The organism is Ruegeria sp. AM2, assembly GCF_056540685.1.
In genome coordinates, this window is sequence record NZ_JBQFXE010000018.1 from 15323 (window position 1) to 32472 (window position 17150).

The window sequence follows — 17150 nt, forward strand, 5'->3', positions numbered from 1 at the left end:
ACATAATGTGAACATTTGGCCTGTACAATCTGGTATCCGTAGCGGCATCTAACGGTCTTGCGGCTGGAACAGCCCCTTGAACTCGGGATCGGCGTAATAGCGCAGCTTGCGGGCGAGGGCCGTGGGATTGCCCTGAACCCGCAGGAGCTGAAGATCGGGCGGCATCTGCATGATTTCATCCGGTGTGAGCAGATCGCGGCCAGTGACGTTTTGCGTCATCGAGGGCGCATCCCCCGGTTTATAGCTCTGGGTCTGATAGCCGGTGGTTTCCTGGCCGATCATCCTGCTCAGCCATTGGGCCGTTTCCAGATCATTCACGCCAAAGACCTGCTGGACGCCTGCATTGGCCACAAAGGTGCCCGCGCGTTTGCCATAGAGATCGTTGAGCTGGCTCATGTCCTGCAAGATCGGCCAGATCTGTAATCCGTAGCCTGCCATCAGCCCCATGGCGCGTTCTATGGCTTCCAGACGGCCGAGAGCGGCAAATTCATCGAGGAGGAAGAGGGTAGGGCTACTTGGTGGCCGTGAGGCTCCCTCTGGCCCTCCTGCGGCCCCTGAGACGCCCTGCGCGCCGTTCCGGGCCTCTATGACAGCTTGTGGCCCCTCTGCGTGCCGTGCGATGTCCTGAAGCGCCTGAGAGATCAGCAGGCGCAGCCAGCGGCTGTAGGCGTCCAGCCGGTTGGGCGGTAGCACCAGAAACACCGACACGGTGCGTTGTTGCAGCTCCGCGAAGTGGAAATCCGACCGGCTGATCACGCCTGCGATGCGCGGGCTGTCCAGGAAATGCGTGTGGCGCTGCGCGTTGGACAGGACCGAGGCGGCTTCGCGATCCGCCTTTCCCAGAAACCGGTTGGCGGCGCGGGCAATCAGCCCGTGGGCGGCGTCGCTGTCCTGCATCAGTTCCAGCAGCGCCCGGAACCTGTCCGGGGGCAGGGTGAGGTATTCCCGCACGGTGGCCAGATTGCGCCGGTCGCGCTCCTCATGGGCGACACAAAACATGATCAGCCCGGAGAGGATGGCCTTGGCCTCCTCGTTCCAGTGTGCCTCCTGCGCCTGTCCCGGCGGGTCCATGACCAGGGCATCGGCCAGCGTGGTGGCATCCTCGCCCAGATCGGGACTGGTGGCTGTCAGCCGGTCTAGTGGATTGTAGGACGAACTGGGTTGTCCGGAGACCTCAAACGGATCGAGGATATGGACCTGACCGAAAGCATGACGGGCAGCCCCGGCGATCCGGGCGTTCTCGCCTTTGGGGTCCACCACGATCACCGAGCGATCCGCCATGAGCAGGTTCGGGATGACCGTGCCGACGCCTTTCCCGGCCCGTGTGGGGGCGAGGGTCAGCAGATGGGCAGGACCGTCATAGCGCAGGAGCTGACCGGCGGGAGACCGACCGATGAGCAACCCGTCCGGCTTCACCAGCTTCTTCAGCTCCTTGCGACTGGCGAAACGGGCCGAGCCGTGGCTGTCTCCGTTCAGGCCGAAGAAATTGTCTGCGCCGGAGGTGAAACGCCAATACTGGAATCCGAAGATGGCACCGATGATCATGCAGGGGATGTAGATCACCAGTTCCCAGGTGGATTGGCCGGGCGGGATTTCAAAGAAGGGGATCGAGAGAAAGAACCCGGCGAGCGCTCCCAGCATCGCGCCAAAACCCATGGCCCCGATCATCCAGATGAACAGGATCGGGGTGAAGACCAGCCGCAGAAGAAACCGGAAGGGTCGGTCCAGGACCGAGGCCAGCCAGCGCATCAGGCGGACCCGTCTGGATCAGAACCGGGGGCAGGGGAGGGGGCCTCCCCTGAAGCGCCCCAGTCCGCGAAGGCCTTGCGGTCCTGTTCGCGGGACAGGTTGCGGATCAGTCGCTCCAGCATCACCGCCGCGCCGCTGTCCCGTTCGGCCAAATCCATGAGTGCACCGCCGAGGATGACTTTCCGCCGGGTATCCAGTTTGCGCTGTCTGGTGGCTTCCCGGTTGCGCAGGGCCTGAAGGCGGGCCTTGGCCTGGGCGTATCGTTTCTCGGCGCGTTCGAGTTCTGTCTCTGCCAAACCGGCACCTCCAAAAAATGCGGGCGGAATAAAACGGGATGTGGCGAAAAGGGCTGCATCGAATGTGGTCTTGCCACAACCACCGTTAACGCGTACCCGTAGGCCTGTAAAGGACAAGGGCGCACTTATGCAAACTCTCCGCCTACGGCTCCAAGATTTGCGTGCGATCTCTCTGGGGCAAAGCCCCGGCCGATGGCCAACCCCTTCCGCCGCGATGCGCGACGGAACGAAAGGCCTTCCGGGCCTCTCGAACTCTCCAGGGCCAACCTGCGCGGTTGGATTGCGGTCGGAACGGCAGCTCCAAAATCGAGACCGATGCCCCACGATGGGGGCCGGTCTGTTTTTGTCTTTGCCGTTCCGGGGAGCGTCGATCTGTGGGGTTGTTACCCTTGATCTCCGCCGGGTTTGCCCCCGGCAAACCGCCAGTGAACTGCCCCCATATCCCGCCCCTCATAAGGCTGGGGATTTGGGGGCAGTTCACGGGCAAGCCCGCGCCTCAGAGAGCCGTTGGCTCGCTTCGTCGGGGCTGTCTTTTTCCCTCCGGCCCCAGCCTTGTGGGGGGCGGGCCTCCGGGAAAAAGACGGTTGGTCGTGGCAGCGATGGCTCCGGAACATATCGTTCCGAAGCCATCGACTTACGCCCAACAGGGAGAGGTGCAACCTGTCCGACACCGAGGAGGGCGGACAAGCTGCATCTCCCATTCTGCGCGATCACCCCGGTTCTTGTCACGGGCCAAGAGCCGGGCGGCACGTATGTGCCTGGTGATGCTTTGCGGCGACGTTCGCGGGCGCGGTGGCGTTTGTCATCTGCGAGAGGGGAGGGCGCATGGCCAGCTACCACCTCTCTGTGAAGACGATCAAACGCAGCGCCGGACGCACCGCGACGGCGGCTGGGGCCTACCGTGCAGGCGAGCGCATCGAGTGTCAGCGGGAGGGCCGGGTCCACGATTACACCGCCAAGCGCGGCATCGAGGAAACCTTTATCCTGACCCCAAAGGATGCCCCGTCCTGGGCGCAGGATCGCTCCGCGCTCTGGAACGCTGCCGAGGAGAGCGAGACACGGCGCAATTCCGTCACTGCCCGCGAATGGGAGCTGGCGCTGCCCTCCGAGATCAGCGCGGAGGACCGGTCGCAGATCACCCGCCAGTTTGCCGAGGAGCTGGTCAGCCGCTACGGCGTGGCGGTCGATGTAGCGATCCACGCACCGCACCGGGAAGGGGATCAGCGAAATCATCATGCCCATGTCCTGACCTCTACCCGGAAGCTGGAACCGGAGGGGTTCACGGCCAAGACCCGTGTTCTCGATTCCGCGAAAACCGGCGGGGTGGAGATCGAGCAGATGCGCGGTCTCTGGGCCGAGTTGCAGAACCGGGCGCTGGAGCGGGCCGGGGAAGTGGAGCGGGTCGATCATCGGTCACTGGAGGCGCAGCGAGAAGACGCTCTGAGTCAGGGAGACGCGCTGAAGGCCGAGGAGCTTGACCGCGATCCGGAGGTCAAGCTGGGGCCAGCGGCCAATGCGATGGAACGACGCGAGAAGGCGGCAGCCGAGCGCGAGGGTCGCGACTATGAACCTGTCACTGAACGGGGCAGGGCGGTTCATGCGGCTCGCCAGGCGCGGGCGCTTTTTGCCGAGATGCGCGAGCGGCTGGAGCTGGCGCGGGACACCTATGGGGCCGAGCGCGAGGCCGGGCAGGGGCGTGTGTCTGCCGGTCTGGCGGCGCTCAGGGCGGCGGCCAGCAAGGATCGGTCTGCGGATCGCGGAGATGGCGACATCCGGGATCGGCTGGCGCGGATTGTCGGGCGCGAAGAGCCGGAGGCCGGTGGGCAGAGTGTCGAAGAACCCCCGGACCTGCGGCGGGTCAATGACCGCTTGCGTGAAGCCTTGGGCCGGTCGGAAGGGACCGAGGTGGATCGAGGTGACGACGGTGTGGACAAACCGTCGATCCGCGAGCGTCTGGAAGGCGTGTTGAACAAACCGCGCGAGAAATTGGATCGGGGGGATGAGCATGACGCCGAACGGGATCGTGGCGACGAGAAGGAAAATACCCGCGAAATCGACAGGGAGATAGATCGTGACCCGGGCCTCAGTCATTGAGGGGGTGCGAAGAAGGCGAGACCCAGAATGCCTTGCCCCTGAGATTCACAATTGGCAAATTGCCATCATGGTAGAAGCAGCAGTCTCACAGTCATTGAAGGCACATAGGCAGAAGCGCAGTCTGACAATCCAGAAACTCGCGGACGCTTCAGGTGTCAGCCGTGCGATGATCTCCAAGATCGAACGTGGCGACGCGATGCCGACAACCTCGGTTCTTGGCAAACTGGCCGAAGCGCTGGATACGTCGATTTCGCAACTCATTGGCGGACCGGTGGCATCGTCGGCAGTTGTCGTGCGTGCAGAGGATCAGCCGGAGTACCGTGATCCCCGCTCGGGATTTGTGAGACGATCCCTTTCGCCGCTCTATCACGGCAGGGGTGTCGATTTTGTCCAGAATGCCTTGCCCCCCGGACAAGCAACCGAGCCGTTTCCATCCCACCGCGCGGGCGTTGAAGAGCATCTCTTTGTCCAATCGGGGCAGTTGGAAGTGACCGTCGGCAGTGAAATTCACAAGCTGAGCGCAGGTGATTTCCTGTTCTACCCGGCCAATCAGGAACACAGCTTTCACAATACCGGCGACGATGAAGCAGTGTTTTTCATCGTAATCGACGGAACCGGCGCACAGACAGCCAACAAATAGCTGTTGCCGAGAAGCGATATTCTCATAAAGTGGATGATGTCTACTTTAGGAGAATCAACGTGCATCTGCTGATATTGGGAGCAGGAGGTATCGGGGGCTATCTCACCGCCCGAATGTCAGAAGCCGGACTCGCGCCGCGATTGCTGGTACGGCAAAACCGGGCCAACAATCTGCAACAGCACGGGCTGCGCCTGGAAAGCCCGTTGGGCAACTGGAGCGGATTGCCTGAACTGGCGACTGATGCCAAAGCTCTACCAGACGCCGATTTCATTTTCTTGAGCTGCAAAGCTTATGACCTGCATTCGGCTCTTGAAGCGGTTTCCCCATGCGTTTCAGACGCCACAATCATTGTGCCGTTTCTGAACGGTATCCGACACATTAAGGCTATCCAGGCAAGATTCCCCGAATGCACTGTCTGGGGTGGTGTCGCCCATCTTGGCGTCAAAGTAGACCCAGACGGATCAATCTGCCATTTCAACGATCTGAACCGGTTCTTCCTCGGCCCGCTGCATCCAGGTGCTGATAATGGGCGAGCGGATGCGTTGATTGACCAGATGCAGGCCTCTCCAATCGAACTGCGCTTGAGGAACGACATTCAACAGGACATGTGGGACAAGCTGGTTTTTCTGGGCACACTTGCCGGAATGACCTGTCTGATGCGGGCAAGCATTGGTACGATCCTGGCGACCGCGCAAGGTGAGGATCTGATCCTGCAATTGCTGGACGAATGCACCCGCATTGCTGAGGCAGAGGGTTTCCCGCCAGGATCAGCGGCCCTGGATGGATATAGAAAGCAGCTCACGGATCGCAGCTCACAATCTACCGCATCAATGCTCAGGGACATTGCCAGTGGAAATGAAACCGAAGCCGACCATATTCTGGGCGACCTCTCAGAACGGGCAGCCCGTCATGCCCTGCGCGTTCCACTCCTGAGAACCTGTCTCTCTCATTTGCAGGCATATGAACTCGGGCAGCGAGTCGCCGTTGTGAAATCCGCATGATGGATGTGCGGAAGGGTGTTCTTCTGGGGCTGCTTGGCGTTTTGTCTTTCAGCCTGACCCTGCCAATGACGCGCATTGCCTTGCAGGGGCTGTCACCGGACCAGATCGCGATCTGGCGGGCAATCGTGGCGGCGTTGGTCGCCGGGGCCGTGTTGCTGATACTGCGGCCGGAGCGACCGCGCGGCAGGCAGTTCATCCCATTGATCGGGTGCAGCCTGGGCACCGTTTTCGGATTTCCGTTCTTTATCTCTCTCGCGATGCAGACTGTTTCGGCGTCTCAGGGCGCAATTGTGGTGGGCCTTTTGCCGATCTCCACCGCTGTTTTTGGCGTTCTGATCGGTCGGGAGAGAGTCACCGCCTTGTTCTGGGTCTTCAGCGTGGCCGGAATGGCCCTGACACTGGTGTTCGTGATCCGGCGGAATGGCGCCGAGCTTGGTATTGGAAACCTGTATCTGTTTCTGGCCGTTGTTTCTGCCGGGTTCGGCTATGCGGCGGGAGGTATGCTGTCGCGCGATATCAAGGCATGGGTCGTCGCCTGTTGGAGTCTGATAATCGCGCTTCCCGTTCTGGCCGTGTTGGCAAGTTTCATACCGCCGGTGCCGCCGTCCAGTTCATTGCCGGTCCTGGCAGCGTTTACTTATCTGGCGCTGGTATCACAACTGCTTGGATTCTTTGCCTGGTATCGTGGGCTGGCCCTGGGAGGCATTGCGCGGATATCGCAGCTACAGCTTCTACAGGTTTTTTTCACCTTGGGGTTTTCGGCACTTTTGCTGTCAGAAACCATCGGCGCGAATGTCGCCGGTTTTGGTTTGGCTGTGTCACTGACGGTTTGGCTTGCTTCGAAGCAGAAGCAAACCGTAGCGATTTCGAGGGGGTGAAGAGATGTTTGACTATAGCCTGCTGCACTGGACAAGTTTTCTGTCTCTGGCCGTTCTTCTGAACATAGCGCCAGGTCCGGACATCGCGTTCATTCTGGGGCAATCGGCCCGTGGAGGGAGATCGGCCGGGTTTGCTGCAATGACCGGAATCTGGACTGGCGCTGCTTTGCACGTCATCCTCGCGTCAATCGGGCTTTCAGCAATTCTGGCCACCTCAATCGTTGCTTTTACAATCGTAAAATGGGTTGGTGCAGCCTATCTGTTCTGGCTTGGGATAAGTTCTCTATTGTCGCGTGGAATGAACCTGCCAACTGATAAGGGGGTTCCGCTCAGGGGAAATCTGGCGATCTTCAGGCAAGGTGTGCTGGTTGACCTGCTGAATCCGAAAGTCGCGATTTTCTTTATTTCTATACTACCCCAATTCGTTGTGCCCGGAGCCGGTCCAGAGTGGGCACAACTTCTTCTACACGGCCTACTGATTATTGGTGTGGCAGCTCTTGTTGATCCATTTGTTGTGTTCGGTGGTGCGGCGATAACGGGCCGCCTTCGGCGTGATCCAAAACTGGCGCGATGGCTGGACCGGTTGCTGGGGATCATGCTCGTGTCGCTGGCGGTGCGACTGACAATGCAGCGAAATTAGGGATTGTTGTTGGTACTTACTGCACCATTGGAATGGTTGCCACAACAGAGAGGGATCGCGGCGACGAGAAGGAAAACACCCGCGAAATCGACAGGGAGATAGATCGTGACCCAGGCCTCAGTCATTGACCTGCCGCCCGTCTTCGACGGGATCGAGGCGGTTTGTTTCGATGCGTTCGGAACGCTGGTCGAGATCACCGAGAAACGCGGTGCGGTCCGGCAATTGTTCAAAGCAGTGCCGCCTAGCAAACGGGCTGAACTGAAACATCGGCTAATGCGGGAACCGCGACCCATCGCCGATTGGTTGGACGTGTATGTTGCTGATGCCGATCCGATTATGGCGCTGGATATATACGCTCGGGAGTTGTCAGAGGTGGCGTCTGTCACGATACGCCCCGGCATGTCAGAGATTTGGGGGCTGTTGCAGGCCAAAGGGTTGCGGCTGGCGATCTGTTCCAATCTCGCCAGTTCCTTCGGTCTGGCTGTGCGCCGTGCCTTGCCCGATCCGCCGGATGTCGAGGTGTTTTCGTATGAAGTGGGAGCCATCAAGCCTGAACCGGAAATCTATGCCCATGTTCTGGAGCGGTTGGCGCTTGAGCCGGACAGCGTGTTGTTTATCGGGGATTCAGTGCGAGCTGACATCGAGGGGCCGCAGGTGGCGGGAATGAGGGCGCTGCATGTGGATGAGCTGGTTGTGGCGATGCAGCCGGGATGACGTTCATCTTGCCGGAAATATCTACCGTGGACCTTCGGTCAACATCTGAGAGCAACGGTAGCAAGGGCATTGAGCGTGGAGACCTCAAATATCGGAACGCTTAATGCCCTTGCGAATTCTACAAAGCGGCCGGTCAAGCAAAGCGCAGCGAAATCTGACTGTGAGCCCAATCTTCGGAATGCTGCGCGTTGTATGAACGACCACTGTTGGATCAGGATCGCCTTGTGTGTGTTTGGCGCTATCCTGATCGGAACACCCTCTATTTCTGACTGGATTGACTATACGCACCGATACACGCGGCCAAAAGTGCGGTTCCCAACAAAGCCCCTGTGCTGACCCGTGACCCGAGGGCCACGATGTCGATGCCATAACCAAATGCGATCGCCGCCAACAAGGCGAGCGAGACTGTCGCTACGGACGCTAATTTCAGGGAGCCGACAAGACTGAACTGGTAAAGCAATCCAAACAACCCCACGCCGATCAAAGCAGGGGCCGATACCGCAATGTTGTGTTGCAGACCGTTGATATCAGTGGCGAGGAAAGAGAACAGAAGCAATGCAAGTGTTGAGTAGAGAAAATACATCACAAGAATTGCATCCGAGCCTTCCGTGCTGGAAATTCTCTTGATCTCGAACAGAGCCAAGGCGCCAAAGAACGCTGAGGCAAGCCCCAGTAGCGCCCCTAACGGGCTGACATCGGCAGAGGGCTGCACGATCATCGCAATTGCCGCCACGGCCCCGGTGACATAGAGAAACCGAAAATCGGCTATGATCTGCCCTATGCAGACAGAAATCACATAAGAGAAAATTGGCACCGTGTAGGAAAGGCAGAGGGCCGTTGACAATGGAATCAACGAGATCGAACCAAACAAACAGGCGACCGAGGAAAAGCCGAGTGCCGTTCTCAAGATATGTCTCGACGGTCGAATTTTGCGAAAGTTGAAGCCTCGAATCCCAAGCCATGCGGAATAGACAAGCGCGGAAATGCCAAACCGGGCCAGCAAAACCAATGCCACGGGCAGCTGGCTACTCATTTTTACGGCGTACCCCATCAGCGCCAGGCTAATGGGACAGAGAACCATTAAGGCGACAGACTGTTGCCGTTCATCCAATTCGAACATTGTGCTCCTGTCCCCAGAGTTCGAAGATCAACCACGCCCAGATGGTGTTTCCGAGTTTGTTGGACGGAGACCGCTGATTGCGCTCGACCATCTCGCGCAGCGCTGTGATGTTGACGATGGGTGCCGTCACGGTCGGTGTCGCAATAGTGTCCATCAGCAGCTCATACACGGGATAGCCTGGCTGGAACATACCCGCGATTGGCAACAAGAAGGGCTGTTTGGGTCTGTTGATGACGCTGGCTGGCAGCACAGATGATCCGGCCCGATAGATAGGTGCCTTTCTTCGGCCGGCCCCAATGAGGTCACTGTCCTTGGCAAAAAGCGCATGGCGATAGACCGAAGGCAAGCAGAACGGCACTCGTGCTTCGACGGAATTCGCCATACTGAGCGCGTCGACTCGATGCAGAATGTAGTAAGGCAACCGGTGGTGCGCTTCGAAGTGCAATACCTTTCGGATAAGGCTATCACCTGGCAGGCTGTGTAGGAAATCGGTGAATTCTTCGCCGAGCCTATCGTTTCGCGCGTCGTTAGTGACGAGATGCGTTCGAAGATCCGGTTTGATTGCCGCCAAATCTGACACGTAAGAATTGATCGCGACATCGTCACCGTCGCTCACTGCGATGTCGTACATGCGATCATAGCCGCCAAAGAAGTCGTCGGCACCTTCTCCAACCAAGGCGACTTTGAACCCTGCCTTGCCGATGGCTTCGTAGAGCGCAAACGTGCTGAGACAATGCGCGGCTGCATTTGGTTGGCTCAGAGACCGACACATTGCCTGAATCTGATCGGGGAAGCGATCATGCCGAACCGTAACTTGCTGGTATTCGAGACCTGAGGCGGCCGCTACTTCCCGAGCGTAGGCGGTCTCGTCTTCTTTCCAGTTGCCCTGATACCACACGTTGTAAGCATGGGTCATTCTGGGGTCTTTGGACGCCAGTGTTGCAACCAAGCTTGAATCAAGTCCGCCAGACAAAGTTGTACAGACCGGGACATCCGTCATGAGTGTTTTTTTGACGCCTAGACCAAAGTCTTGCTCGAAATCCCTCGCTGTAGCTGCGCCCTCGGCAAAAAAGACTGCATTCGGAGTGTATTCATTGACCTCCGTTTTGCCGTTCCGGAAGGTCAGATACGTCCCTGGCTCCAACACCTTGACGTTCGGAAAAATGGTCTGTCGCCCCAACATGGCGCGATAAGCACCATACCGATCAAAGGCGCTGGCATGGATCTCCCTGTCATCGTCTTTAAAATTCGGCAGCCCCTCGATCTCCGATGCAAAGCCCAAGGTGTCTTGTTTTTGCACGTAATAGACGGGCTTGATCGCACAGCTATCCGTGTAGAGGTAGAGCGAGGTAACATCTCGAACATCCATGACGGCAATAGAGAACATGCCCTCAAGGTGTCGGACAAAGTCGGGACCAAATTTTGCGAAGAGCGGCAGAATGACTTCTCCGTCTGTACCTGACGTTGAAAGAGAAATCCCGAACCGGCTTGCCAGCTCTTTGTAATTGTAGATTTCCCCAACGAACAGGCCGTGCAAGCCTGGGGAAGTATAGGGCTGGCTTCCGTTCAGGACACCGTTGATGGCCAGACGAGTATGGCCCAGCACCCAACCATCTCCCCAGCGAAGATTTTGCTCATCTGGACCACCAGGTACAAGCCGATGCAAAGCTGAAAGGGGCGAATACCCTTCTCCTGCTCCCAACACACCAAACATTCTACACATAAAGAAATCCTCATGTCGTCATTCGTGATGATCAGTCTTGCGACAGCAGATGCTGACTTATTCAGCCGGGGTCGTTTGAGGTTCGCGAAGCGCCGCAATTGATATGAAGCCGACGCAAACCAACACTGCAGCGCAAAGGAATAGGCTGGATAGGCCAGTGGTCTCAAGCAGACCCGCCCCGAGTGCCGCCCCGAGACCAATTGCGCCGTTGAACAGCGCAACATAGATAGCCGATGCCTGGAGGGCATCTGCGCCTGCTTCCTTCAAAACCCAGGTCTGCAGACCCACAAGGATTGCGGCGATCGCGCCACCCCAGATGATAAGTACCAGGGCAATTCCCATTGTGCCGATGCTGGCTCCGAAGAGAGTCAACGCACTTAGCGCTCCGCAGGCCAGAAGCAGTGAGACCATCACAATCATTTTGAGCCACGTATCGATCAGTGCGCCGGTCACCATATTTGCTGCGATGCCAGCGGCTCCAAAGGTGAATAGCAAAGGCGCGACCGCCCGGATCGAAACCTCCTCTGCCCCCGTAAGAAAGGGTTCGATGTAGGTATATGCCATGAAGTGTGCTGTGACGGCAAAAAGCGTGGCCGCAAAAATTCTTTGGAAACGGCTATTTGACAAGATACGGATCAGCGGTCGCACTCCTACATTGCCGGTGCCCTGCACCGTTGGCACGGTGATCCACATCGCGAGCGCTATGCCTAACGACAGCATGCCAATGGCCAGGAATGCGATACGCCAGCCTGCCTCGATGCCGACCAAATTGGCAAACGGTACGCCCAGCACACTAGCGACTGACACACCACCGAAGATGATGGAGGTCGCCAGACCCACCTGGCGGGCCGGTACGATCTGAGCTCCGAGTGTTCCAATCATTGCCCAAAATGCGCCATGGGCGATAGCGCCCAGAACCCGAGCCCCCATAAGCCACGCAAAGCTCTCCGACAGGCTCGCCGCAAATCCTGATGCTGCGAGGACTGTCATTAACCCGATCAGCAGCGGTCGCCGCGGTACGGAACCGAGCCAGACCGCAGACGCGATTGCAGCGACCGCGGCAATCCAGGCATAGAGCGTCACGATCAGGCCGACCTGTCCGGTAGGCACTCCCAGATCGCCGCCTATCTGGGAGAGAAGCCCAATCGGCGCGAGCTCAGCGGTTACAATGGAAAAGCTGCCAGTACCGAGTGCGGCAATAGCCAGCCAAGCGCGGTAATCGGCGCGCTGAACGTCTTGGGGCATAGTTTGTGAACTCCGTTTCTACGATGAGGTTTCGAGCGCCTCAAACGCCTTCCGGGCTGAGGCGATGGCGTTCATCGCCGCGGGTACACCCGCGTAAACTGCGATTTGATAAATGATCTCGACAATTTCCTGCCGGCTCACGCCGCAATTCATCGCTGCGCGTATGTGAAAATCTAGTTGGCCGGGTGCTGTACCTTTGGCCCCGAGCATCGCTACCGTCAGCATTTCGCGGGTTCTGATATCTATTCCATCCCGACCAACCACGTCAGCGAAAGAGAACCCGAGAATTAGTTCGGTTGCATCGACATCGAACGCATCGAGATTGGCGGTCACACGTGCGGGCGCGCCCGCTTCCAGCCGCTCGAGCAAGGCTAAGGCGCGTGTTCGGCGGTCAGTATCATGTGGGCTGTTGGTCATGCGTCCACTCCCTTCATACCTTCTGGAGTGTAGCGCTCGCCAACCACAGGTACCCGCGCGACCGCACTTTCGAGCCGGATACAATCCTGCGTCGTCAGTTCAACCGATGCGGCACCAGCATTCTCGCTCAGGTATTGTCGACGCTTGGTTCCCGGGATCGGGACGATGTCATCCCCTTTCGCCAAGAGCCAGGCGAGCGAGAGCTGCGCGGAGGTGCAGCCCTTTTCGGTAGCCATATCAGCGATCACGTCGGCGATGCGGAGGTTTTGATCGATAGCCTCTTCGGCAAAGCGTGGCAGTGAAGCTCGAAAATCATCCTCTTCAAGTTCGTTGGTAGATTGGAACCGCCCGGTCAGGAAGCCGCGGCCAAGCGGCGAGTAGGGCACGAAGCCTACGCCCAGTTCACGGCAGGTAGGCAGGATCGAAGCTTCAGCTTGCCGCGACCAGAGGGAAAACTCTGTTTGGACTGCGGTGACAGGATGTATCGCATGCGCTTTTCGCAATGTCTCTGCGCTGACTTCACACAGGCCGATATGAGAGATCTTACCCTCTTGGACCAGTTTCGCCAAACCTTCCATCGTTGCCTCAATCGGCTGTTCCGCATTTACTCGGTGCACGTAGTAGAGGTCTATGTGATCGACCCCCAATCGACGCAGGGACCCGTCGCAGGCAGCGCGGGCATAGTCCGCGCGATTGTTCAGGCTGCGCTTGTATTCACCGGGATTGCGGACGATTCCGAACTTCGTGGCCACACGCACATCTGCACCGCTTTCATGCAGAAATGTCCCGATAAGCTCTTCATTGTGATGCGGCCCATACATATCGGCAGTGTCGAAAAAGTCGATCCCGAGCTCTACGGCGTGCGCCAGAACGTCCAGTGATTCAGCATCATCGCGTGGCCCGTAGAACTCGCTCATCCCCATACACCCAAGACCGATGGCCGATACCTCAAGGTCCTGCCCAAGTTTACGTTTTTGCATGATAGACCTCCTTGAATATCAGGAGACGAGCATGGCATACGTCATGAATGGAAAAACTACCGAATAATGGCAACGAGATTTCCATAATCGGAAAGCATGATGTTAAAGGGTTGGTCTGGGATGACACTCGGGCCTTTCTGGCCGTGGCGCGGCATGGCACGCTCAGCATGGCAGCCAGCGCCTTGAACATCGGCATTGCCACACTTTCACGTCGGATAAACCGGCTGGAAGAGGCGTTGGACGTTCCCCTGTTCGTCCGGCATCAGACGGGTTACCAGCTGACCGAAGATGGCACTGATCTTATCGAAAAAGCTGAGGCGATGGAGGCGGCGGCCCTGGCGCTGAGCAGTGGCGCAAGGCAGCAAGCGCAGTTGGCCGGTAAGGTCCGCTTGGCGACTGCAGAAAACCTTGCAAGTGGATTGATTATTCCCGCGCTGCCCGAGTTCCGTTCCAGACATCCCGGCTTAATGGTCGAGGTCGTGACCGATATCACGACCGTTAACGTACATCGCCGTGACGCCGATCTTGCGCTGCGCATGGTCAAACCGCAACGCGGCAACGTCACCCTCAAGCGTCTGGGCACCCTTGGCTATGGGCTCTACGCAAGCAGCGACTATGTCAAAGCCCGTCAAGTCAGCACGGATCGCGGCAGCTACGAGATGGATGCATTCATTGCTTGGGGCGAGATGCAGGCCCATCTGCCTGCTGCACAATGGGTTGAACGCGTGCTCCGCGGCCGGTCGCCGGCGATCATCACGACTTCGCTCTCGACACAGGTATCGGCCGCAGCGGCCGGCTTGGGCCTGGCCGTCCTACCGCATTTCCTGGCCAAGGATGCAAATCTGACCTGCATTGACTCCGATATTGGAATCGATCAGCCGATATATCTGGTGCTTCAGTCCGATTTGGCGCAATCACGCCGAACGCGCGCCCTTGCGGACTTTCTTAGCGATCTGGTGGTCTCCAGTCGGGCGCGTCTTCGTGGATACTGAGGCCTGAGCAACAACTGACGGCGACTTCCTAGATTTTCCGATAATGGAAAACCCGTTTGCATTATTCTCCAATGATTCCAAATTGGGAAAACACTATCTCTGTTCACACAACGCTGAGGTGTAGGCTGGCAGCATAGCTCCCCCCCAAACTGGCCAGTCCTCTCCAGCGTCATGAAACAAGGAGATGGATATGTCCGCAGAACTTCTATTGATTTCGCGCTACCCCGCGAAGCCCGGCGCTGCATCGAACCTCGCGGCCGCATTGGCGCCGATGGTTGACGGTCGCACCTTGGTTGCGCTCGAAGCTGACGAGGTGGTCACGCTGGAACAGCTGGATGCGGCGGAAGCACTCAATGCGTTGCGTGGGCGGCTGGGCACTGTGGCAATTGATTTTGCAAAATACTTAAGTGGCGATATCCGCCGCGAGATGCTTGATTTCGTCGAGGCGCCCAAACAATGCGGCGGCATGCTGCCGGACACGCCTTACATCCAATTACGGCATGTAGAAGTAAAGCCCGAAGAGCACGCCGCCTATCTCAAGTGGCGCGACGAGACAATCTTTGACGTCGTCCGCAATGCCGATACGGTGGACAGTTTTCTTGCCTATCATTCGGTCATCAGCGGCCAACCCGGCGTTATGTTTGTTTCAGGTTTTTCTGTGGACCCCGCAACATATACCGCAGTCTTTTCCTCCGAGCGCTACAGTACCATCGTGCAGCAGGCCGGTGATCGTTACATCACCGGCGGTACCAACGGTCTCTATACAAAAATCTACGCGGACACCGCCAAACTCGCAGCCTGAATCGGGTGATGAGAAGATTAATCACAACTTATTCTGGAGACTTGCTATGACCGATAAAATCTTGACCTTCGGCACACTGATCGTTGTTGCCGACGAATTCACGGAGTTCACATCGGACAAACCCGCAGTGACGCTGAGCCAACTTCGCGCAATGTTGTCTTTGCCCGAACACATGCTGTCAGGCCCGATGCGATTGCTGCCCGGCCAGGGTCTTTCTGATCTTGAGATTGCCGATCTCCTCCAGCAGATCACGGTACAAGACCCGGCAGGCAGCAGATGGGATACGACTCTGTTTCGAAATCTGTCTGATCGCGCAGACGCAGAATTTTCGCATAAACGAAAATCTTGCAATACATTGATCGGTAGCCCGACAAAAGTCGCTGAAGACACCTATTCCCTGGATCTTCGAATCGACCACGGGTGTGAGCTGATGGGCGATCATCAGACAGGTCAGCACATACAGGGAATGTTATTGGTTGAAGCCGCGCGACAATCTTTCCTCGCCGTGACTGAAAAATATCTGCTGACTGACATGGAAGAGAAGACCTATTTTGTCATCACGTCCATGACAACCGAGTTCAATGGGTTCGTTTTCCCTTTACCTGCACATATTGAGTATCGGGTTTTGTCGAGCGACGTGAACGAACGGCGCCACAAATATCAGGTCGAAATGGACTTTATCCAAGGCGGTGAGCCACGCACGCGCGTTGGCTATGCCTTCACCGTCTATTCGCATCAGGTCATCTCGGAAAAAGAAGCCACACTGGCGCTCGACGCCGCAAAATGTGCGCTCGCAAGTACAAACTCTGAAGCTTCTGCCCGCGCTGCCTAAACCGACCATTTGCTCGGCGCACCTTTCGGGTGCGCCGGGCGTAACCAGGCCGAACTGATATGAAACAAACAACCTACGACCTGTCAGTGACGACACAGGGGCCCCTTTATCCTCCGAGTGAGATTATGGACGAAGATGGCAATTTCATTGTTATTGGCGCGATAAACCATTCTATTGATGACCGTGTCGAAACGAATTGGACGGGCGCTATCGTCTCGCCCGAAAGTACGGTGCCAGATTTCGGTGAAAAGGCGCCGTACAAGATCCTGGAGCTTTTTTCGCCCGACATTCCGTTGCCGCAGCACCTTGCCGACAAAGTGCTTCATACATTGCCGTTGCCGTTGCCTTGTAACAACTACCCAATGGTGTTCGCGCCTCAGCAATATCCTGATGCGAACAGCGATGTGCGGCCAAGCTATCCGTTTCACGAAGCACCCATCCCAGACCTTCGTCCTGAACATGGCCGGCAGCTCCAACGCCCGGTGAAACTACACGACTGGATTCAAGCTCAAGGAAAGCTTCGCATTACACTCGAAGATGAAGCACGCATTGCACGCTTTACCTTCGAGTTCGCCAATTTGCTGCCGCGAGCACTCTATACGATTATGACACTGCGTGAGCACGATCTTGATCCCGCGGGCCCTACACGACCCGGGCCACTGGGTGTACCAAATGTGTTCGTGACCGACAGCTCTGGGGCGGCAACTTTTGAAGCCGCTCTGCCCGATCCTTTTCCTGGGCCGGACCGCCCTGATGGAAACCGCGTTATCAACGTGGTCGTGCTTTGGATGAGCAGCCAAATGAGCCATGGCGGCGCGATTGGCCGCTATGGTTTGGGTGGCGACATCCATGCGCAGCTCAAATTCCCAAAACCAATGTTTCAAGATCTCCAGACGCGGGCCTAGTCCCGTATTTCCGATCAGAAAGGACAATTCATGCCAGTCGTTCAGATCTCGACTTTCAAGATGGAAGACCAACAAAAAGCTACAGTGCTTCTTCAAGAGGTAACAGCAGCCATGCACCGCGT

General features: G+C 57.6%; 17 protein-coding genes. 10 read left to right on the top strand and 7 right to left on the bottom strand.

The window, feature by feature from the left end:
• Positions 1-48: 48 nt before the first annotated feature.
• Both ACR0CR_RS19890 and ACR0CR_RS19895 read right to left on the bottom strand, forming a co-directional pair.
• Positions 49-1749 carry a type IV secretory system conjugative DNA transfer family protein gene (locus tag ACR0CR_RS19890; protein WP_480602576.1) on the bottom strand — a complete coding sequence of 567 codons (1701 nt, stop codon included), beginning with the start codon at positions 1747-1749 and terminating at the stop codon, positions 49-51.
• Positions 1749-2045, bottom strand: coding sequence for a mobilization protein (locus tag ACR0CR_RS19895; RefSeq protein ID WP_480482945.1), 297 nt, complete (start codon positions 2043-2045; stop codon positions 1749-1751). The genes ACR0CR_RS19890 and ACR0CR_RS19895 overlap by 1 nt, the downstream gene beginning before the upstream one ends.
• Positions 2046-2870: 825 nt before the next feature.
• Between ACR0CR_RS19895 and mobQ the strand changes: the two genes are divergently transcribed.
• From mobQ to ACR0CR_RS19925, 6 genes are all read left to right on the top strand, one after another.
• Entirely contained in the window at positions 2871-4139 is a 1269-nt protein-coding gene (gene mobQ, locus ACR0CR_RS19900) for a MobQ family relaxase (RefSeq protein WP_480482943.1), read from the top strand.
• A gap of 67 nt (positions 4140-4206) precedes the next feature.
• Positions 4207-4779: a helix-turn-helix domain-containing protein gene (locus ACR0CR_RS19905; protein WP_480482941.1), complete on the top strand. Its 573-nt coding sequence runs from the start codon at positions 4207-4209 to the stop codon at positions 4777-4779.
• Positions 4780-4838: 59 nt separating this feature from the next.
• Positions 4839-5780, top strand: a complete 942-nt coding sequence (locus ACR0CR_RS19910) for a ketopantoate reductase family protein (RefSeq protein ID WP_480482940.1) — start codon at positions 4839-4841, stop codon at positions 5778-5780.
• Positions 5777-6658, top strand: coding sequence for a DMT family transporter (locus ACR0CR_RS19915; RefSeq protein ID WP_480482938.1), 882 nt, complete (start codon positions 5777-5779; stop codon positions 6656-6658). Before ACR0CR_RS19910 ends, ACR0CR_RS19915 begins: the two co-directional genes overlap by 4 nt.
• A 4-nt stretch (positions 6659-6662) precedes the next feature.
• Positions 6663-7298 carry a LysE family translocator gene (locus tag ACR0CR_RS19920; RefSeq protein WP_480482937.1) on the top strand — a complete coding sequence of 212 codons (636 nt, stop codon included), beginning with the start codon at positions 6663-6665 and terminating at the stop codon, positions 7296-7298.
• Positions 7299-7403: 105 nt separating this feature from the next.
• On the top strand, positions 7404-8012 hold the full coding sequence (locus ACR0CR_RS19925) for an HAD family hydrolase (protein ID WP_480482935.1): 609 nt from the start codon (positions 7404-7406) through the stop codon (positions 8010-8012).
• Positions 8013-8271: 259 nt separating this feature from the next.
• Here ACR0CR_RS19925 and ACR0CR_RS19930 read toward each other — a convergent pair whose 3' ends face one another.
• The 5 genes from ACR0CR_RS19930 to ACR0CR_RS19950 form a co-directional block, all read right to left on the bottom strand.
• A complete protein-coding gene (locus ACR0CR_RS19930; RefSeq protein WP_480482933.1) occupies positions 8272-9132 on the bottom strand; it encodes a hypothetical protein in 861 nt (286 codons plus the stop codon).
• Positions 9116-10846 carry an asparagine synthetase B family protein gene (locus tag ACR0CR_RS19935; protein ID WP_480482932.1) on the bottom strand — a complete coding sequence of 577 codons (1731 nt, stop codon included), beginning with the start codon at positions 10844-10846 and terminating at the stop codon, positions 9116-9118. The genes ACR0CR_RS19930 and ACR0CR_RS19935 overlap by 17 nt, the downstream gene beginning before the upstream one ends.
• Positions 10847-10912: 66 nt before the next feature.
• On the bottom strand, positions 10913-12100 hold the full coding sequence (locus ACR0CR_RS19940) for an MFS transporter (protein ID WP_480482930.1): 1188 nt from the start codon (positions 12098-12100) through the stop codon (positions 10913-10915).
• Positions 12101-12118: 18 nt separating this feature from the next.
• Entirely contained in the window at positions 12119-12517 is a 399-nt protein-coding gene (locus tag ACR0CR_RS19945; RefSeq protein WP_480482928.1) for a carboxymuconolactone decarboxylase family protein, read from the bottom strand.
• Positions 12514-13497: an aldo/keto reductase gene (locus ACR0CR_RS19950; protein ID WP_480482926.1), complete on the bottom strand. Its 984-nt coding sequence runs from the start codon at positions 13495-13497 to the stop codon at positions 12514-12516. Before ACR0CR_RS19950 ends, ACR0CR_RS19945 begins: the two co-directional genes overlap by 4 nt.
• A gap of 47 nt (positions 13498-13544) precedes the next feature.
• Here ACR0CR_RS19950 and ACR0CR_RS19955 point away from each other — a divergent pair, with 47 nt between their 5' ends.
• The 4 genes from ACR0CR_RS19955 to ACR0CR_RS19970 all read left to right on the top strand — a co-directional run bounded on the left by ACR0CR_RS19955 (position 13545) and on the right by ACR0CR_RS19970 (position 17028).
• Positions 13545-14489, top strand: coding sequence for a LysR family transcriptional regulator (locus ACR0CR_RS19955; protein ID WP_480482924.1), 945 nt, complete (start codon positions 13545-13547; stop codon positions 14487-14489).
• A 190-nt stretch (positions 14490-14679) separates the two neighbouring features.
• Entirely contained in the window at positions 14680-15291 is a 612-nt protein-coding gene (locus ACR0CR_RS19960; protein WP_480482923.1) for a hypothetical protein, read from the top strand.
• Positions 15215-16123 (top strand): AfsA-related hotdog domain-containing protein, encoded by a 909-nt coding sequence (locus tag ACR0CR_RS19965; RefSeq protein ID WP_480482921.1) that lies wholly within the window; start codon positions 15215-15217, stop codon positions 16121-16123. Before ACR0CR_RS19960 ends, ACR0CR_RS19965 begins: the two co-directional genes overlap by 77 nt.
• A gap of 59 nt (positions 16124-16182) precedes the next feature.
• On the top strand, positions 16183-17028 hold the full coding sequence (locus ACR0CR_RS19970) for a hypothetical protein (RefSeq protein ID WP_480498625.1): 846 nt from the start codon (positions 16183-16185) through the stop codon (positions 17026-17028).
• Positions 17029-17150 lie beyond the last annotated feature (122 nt).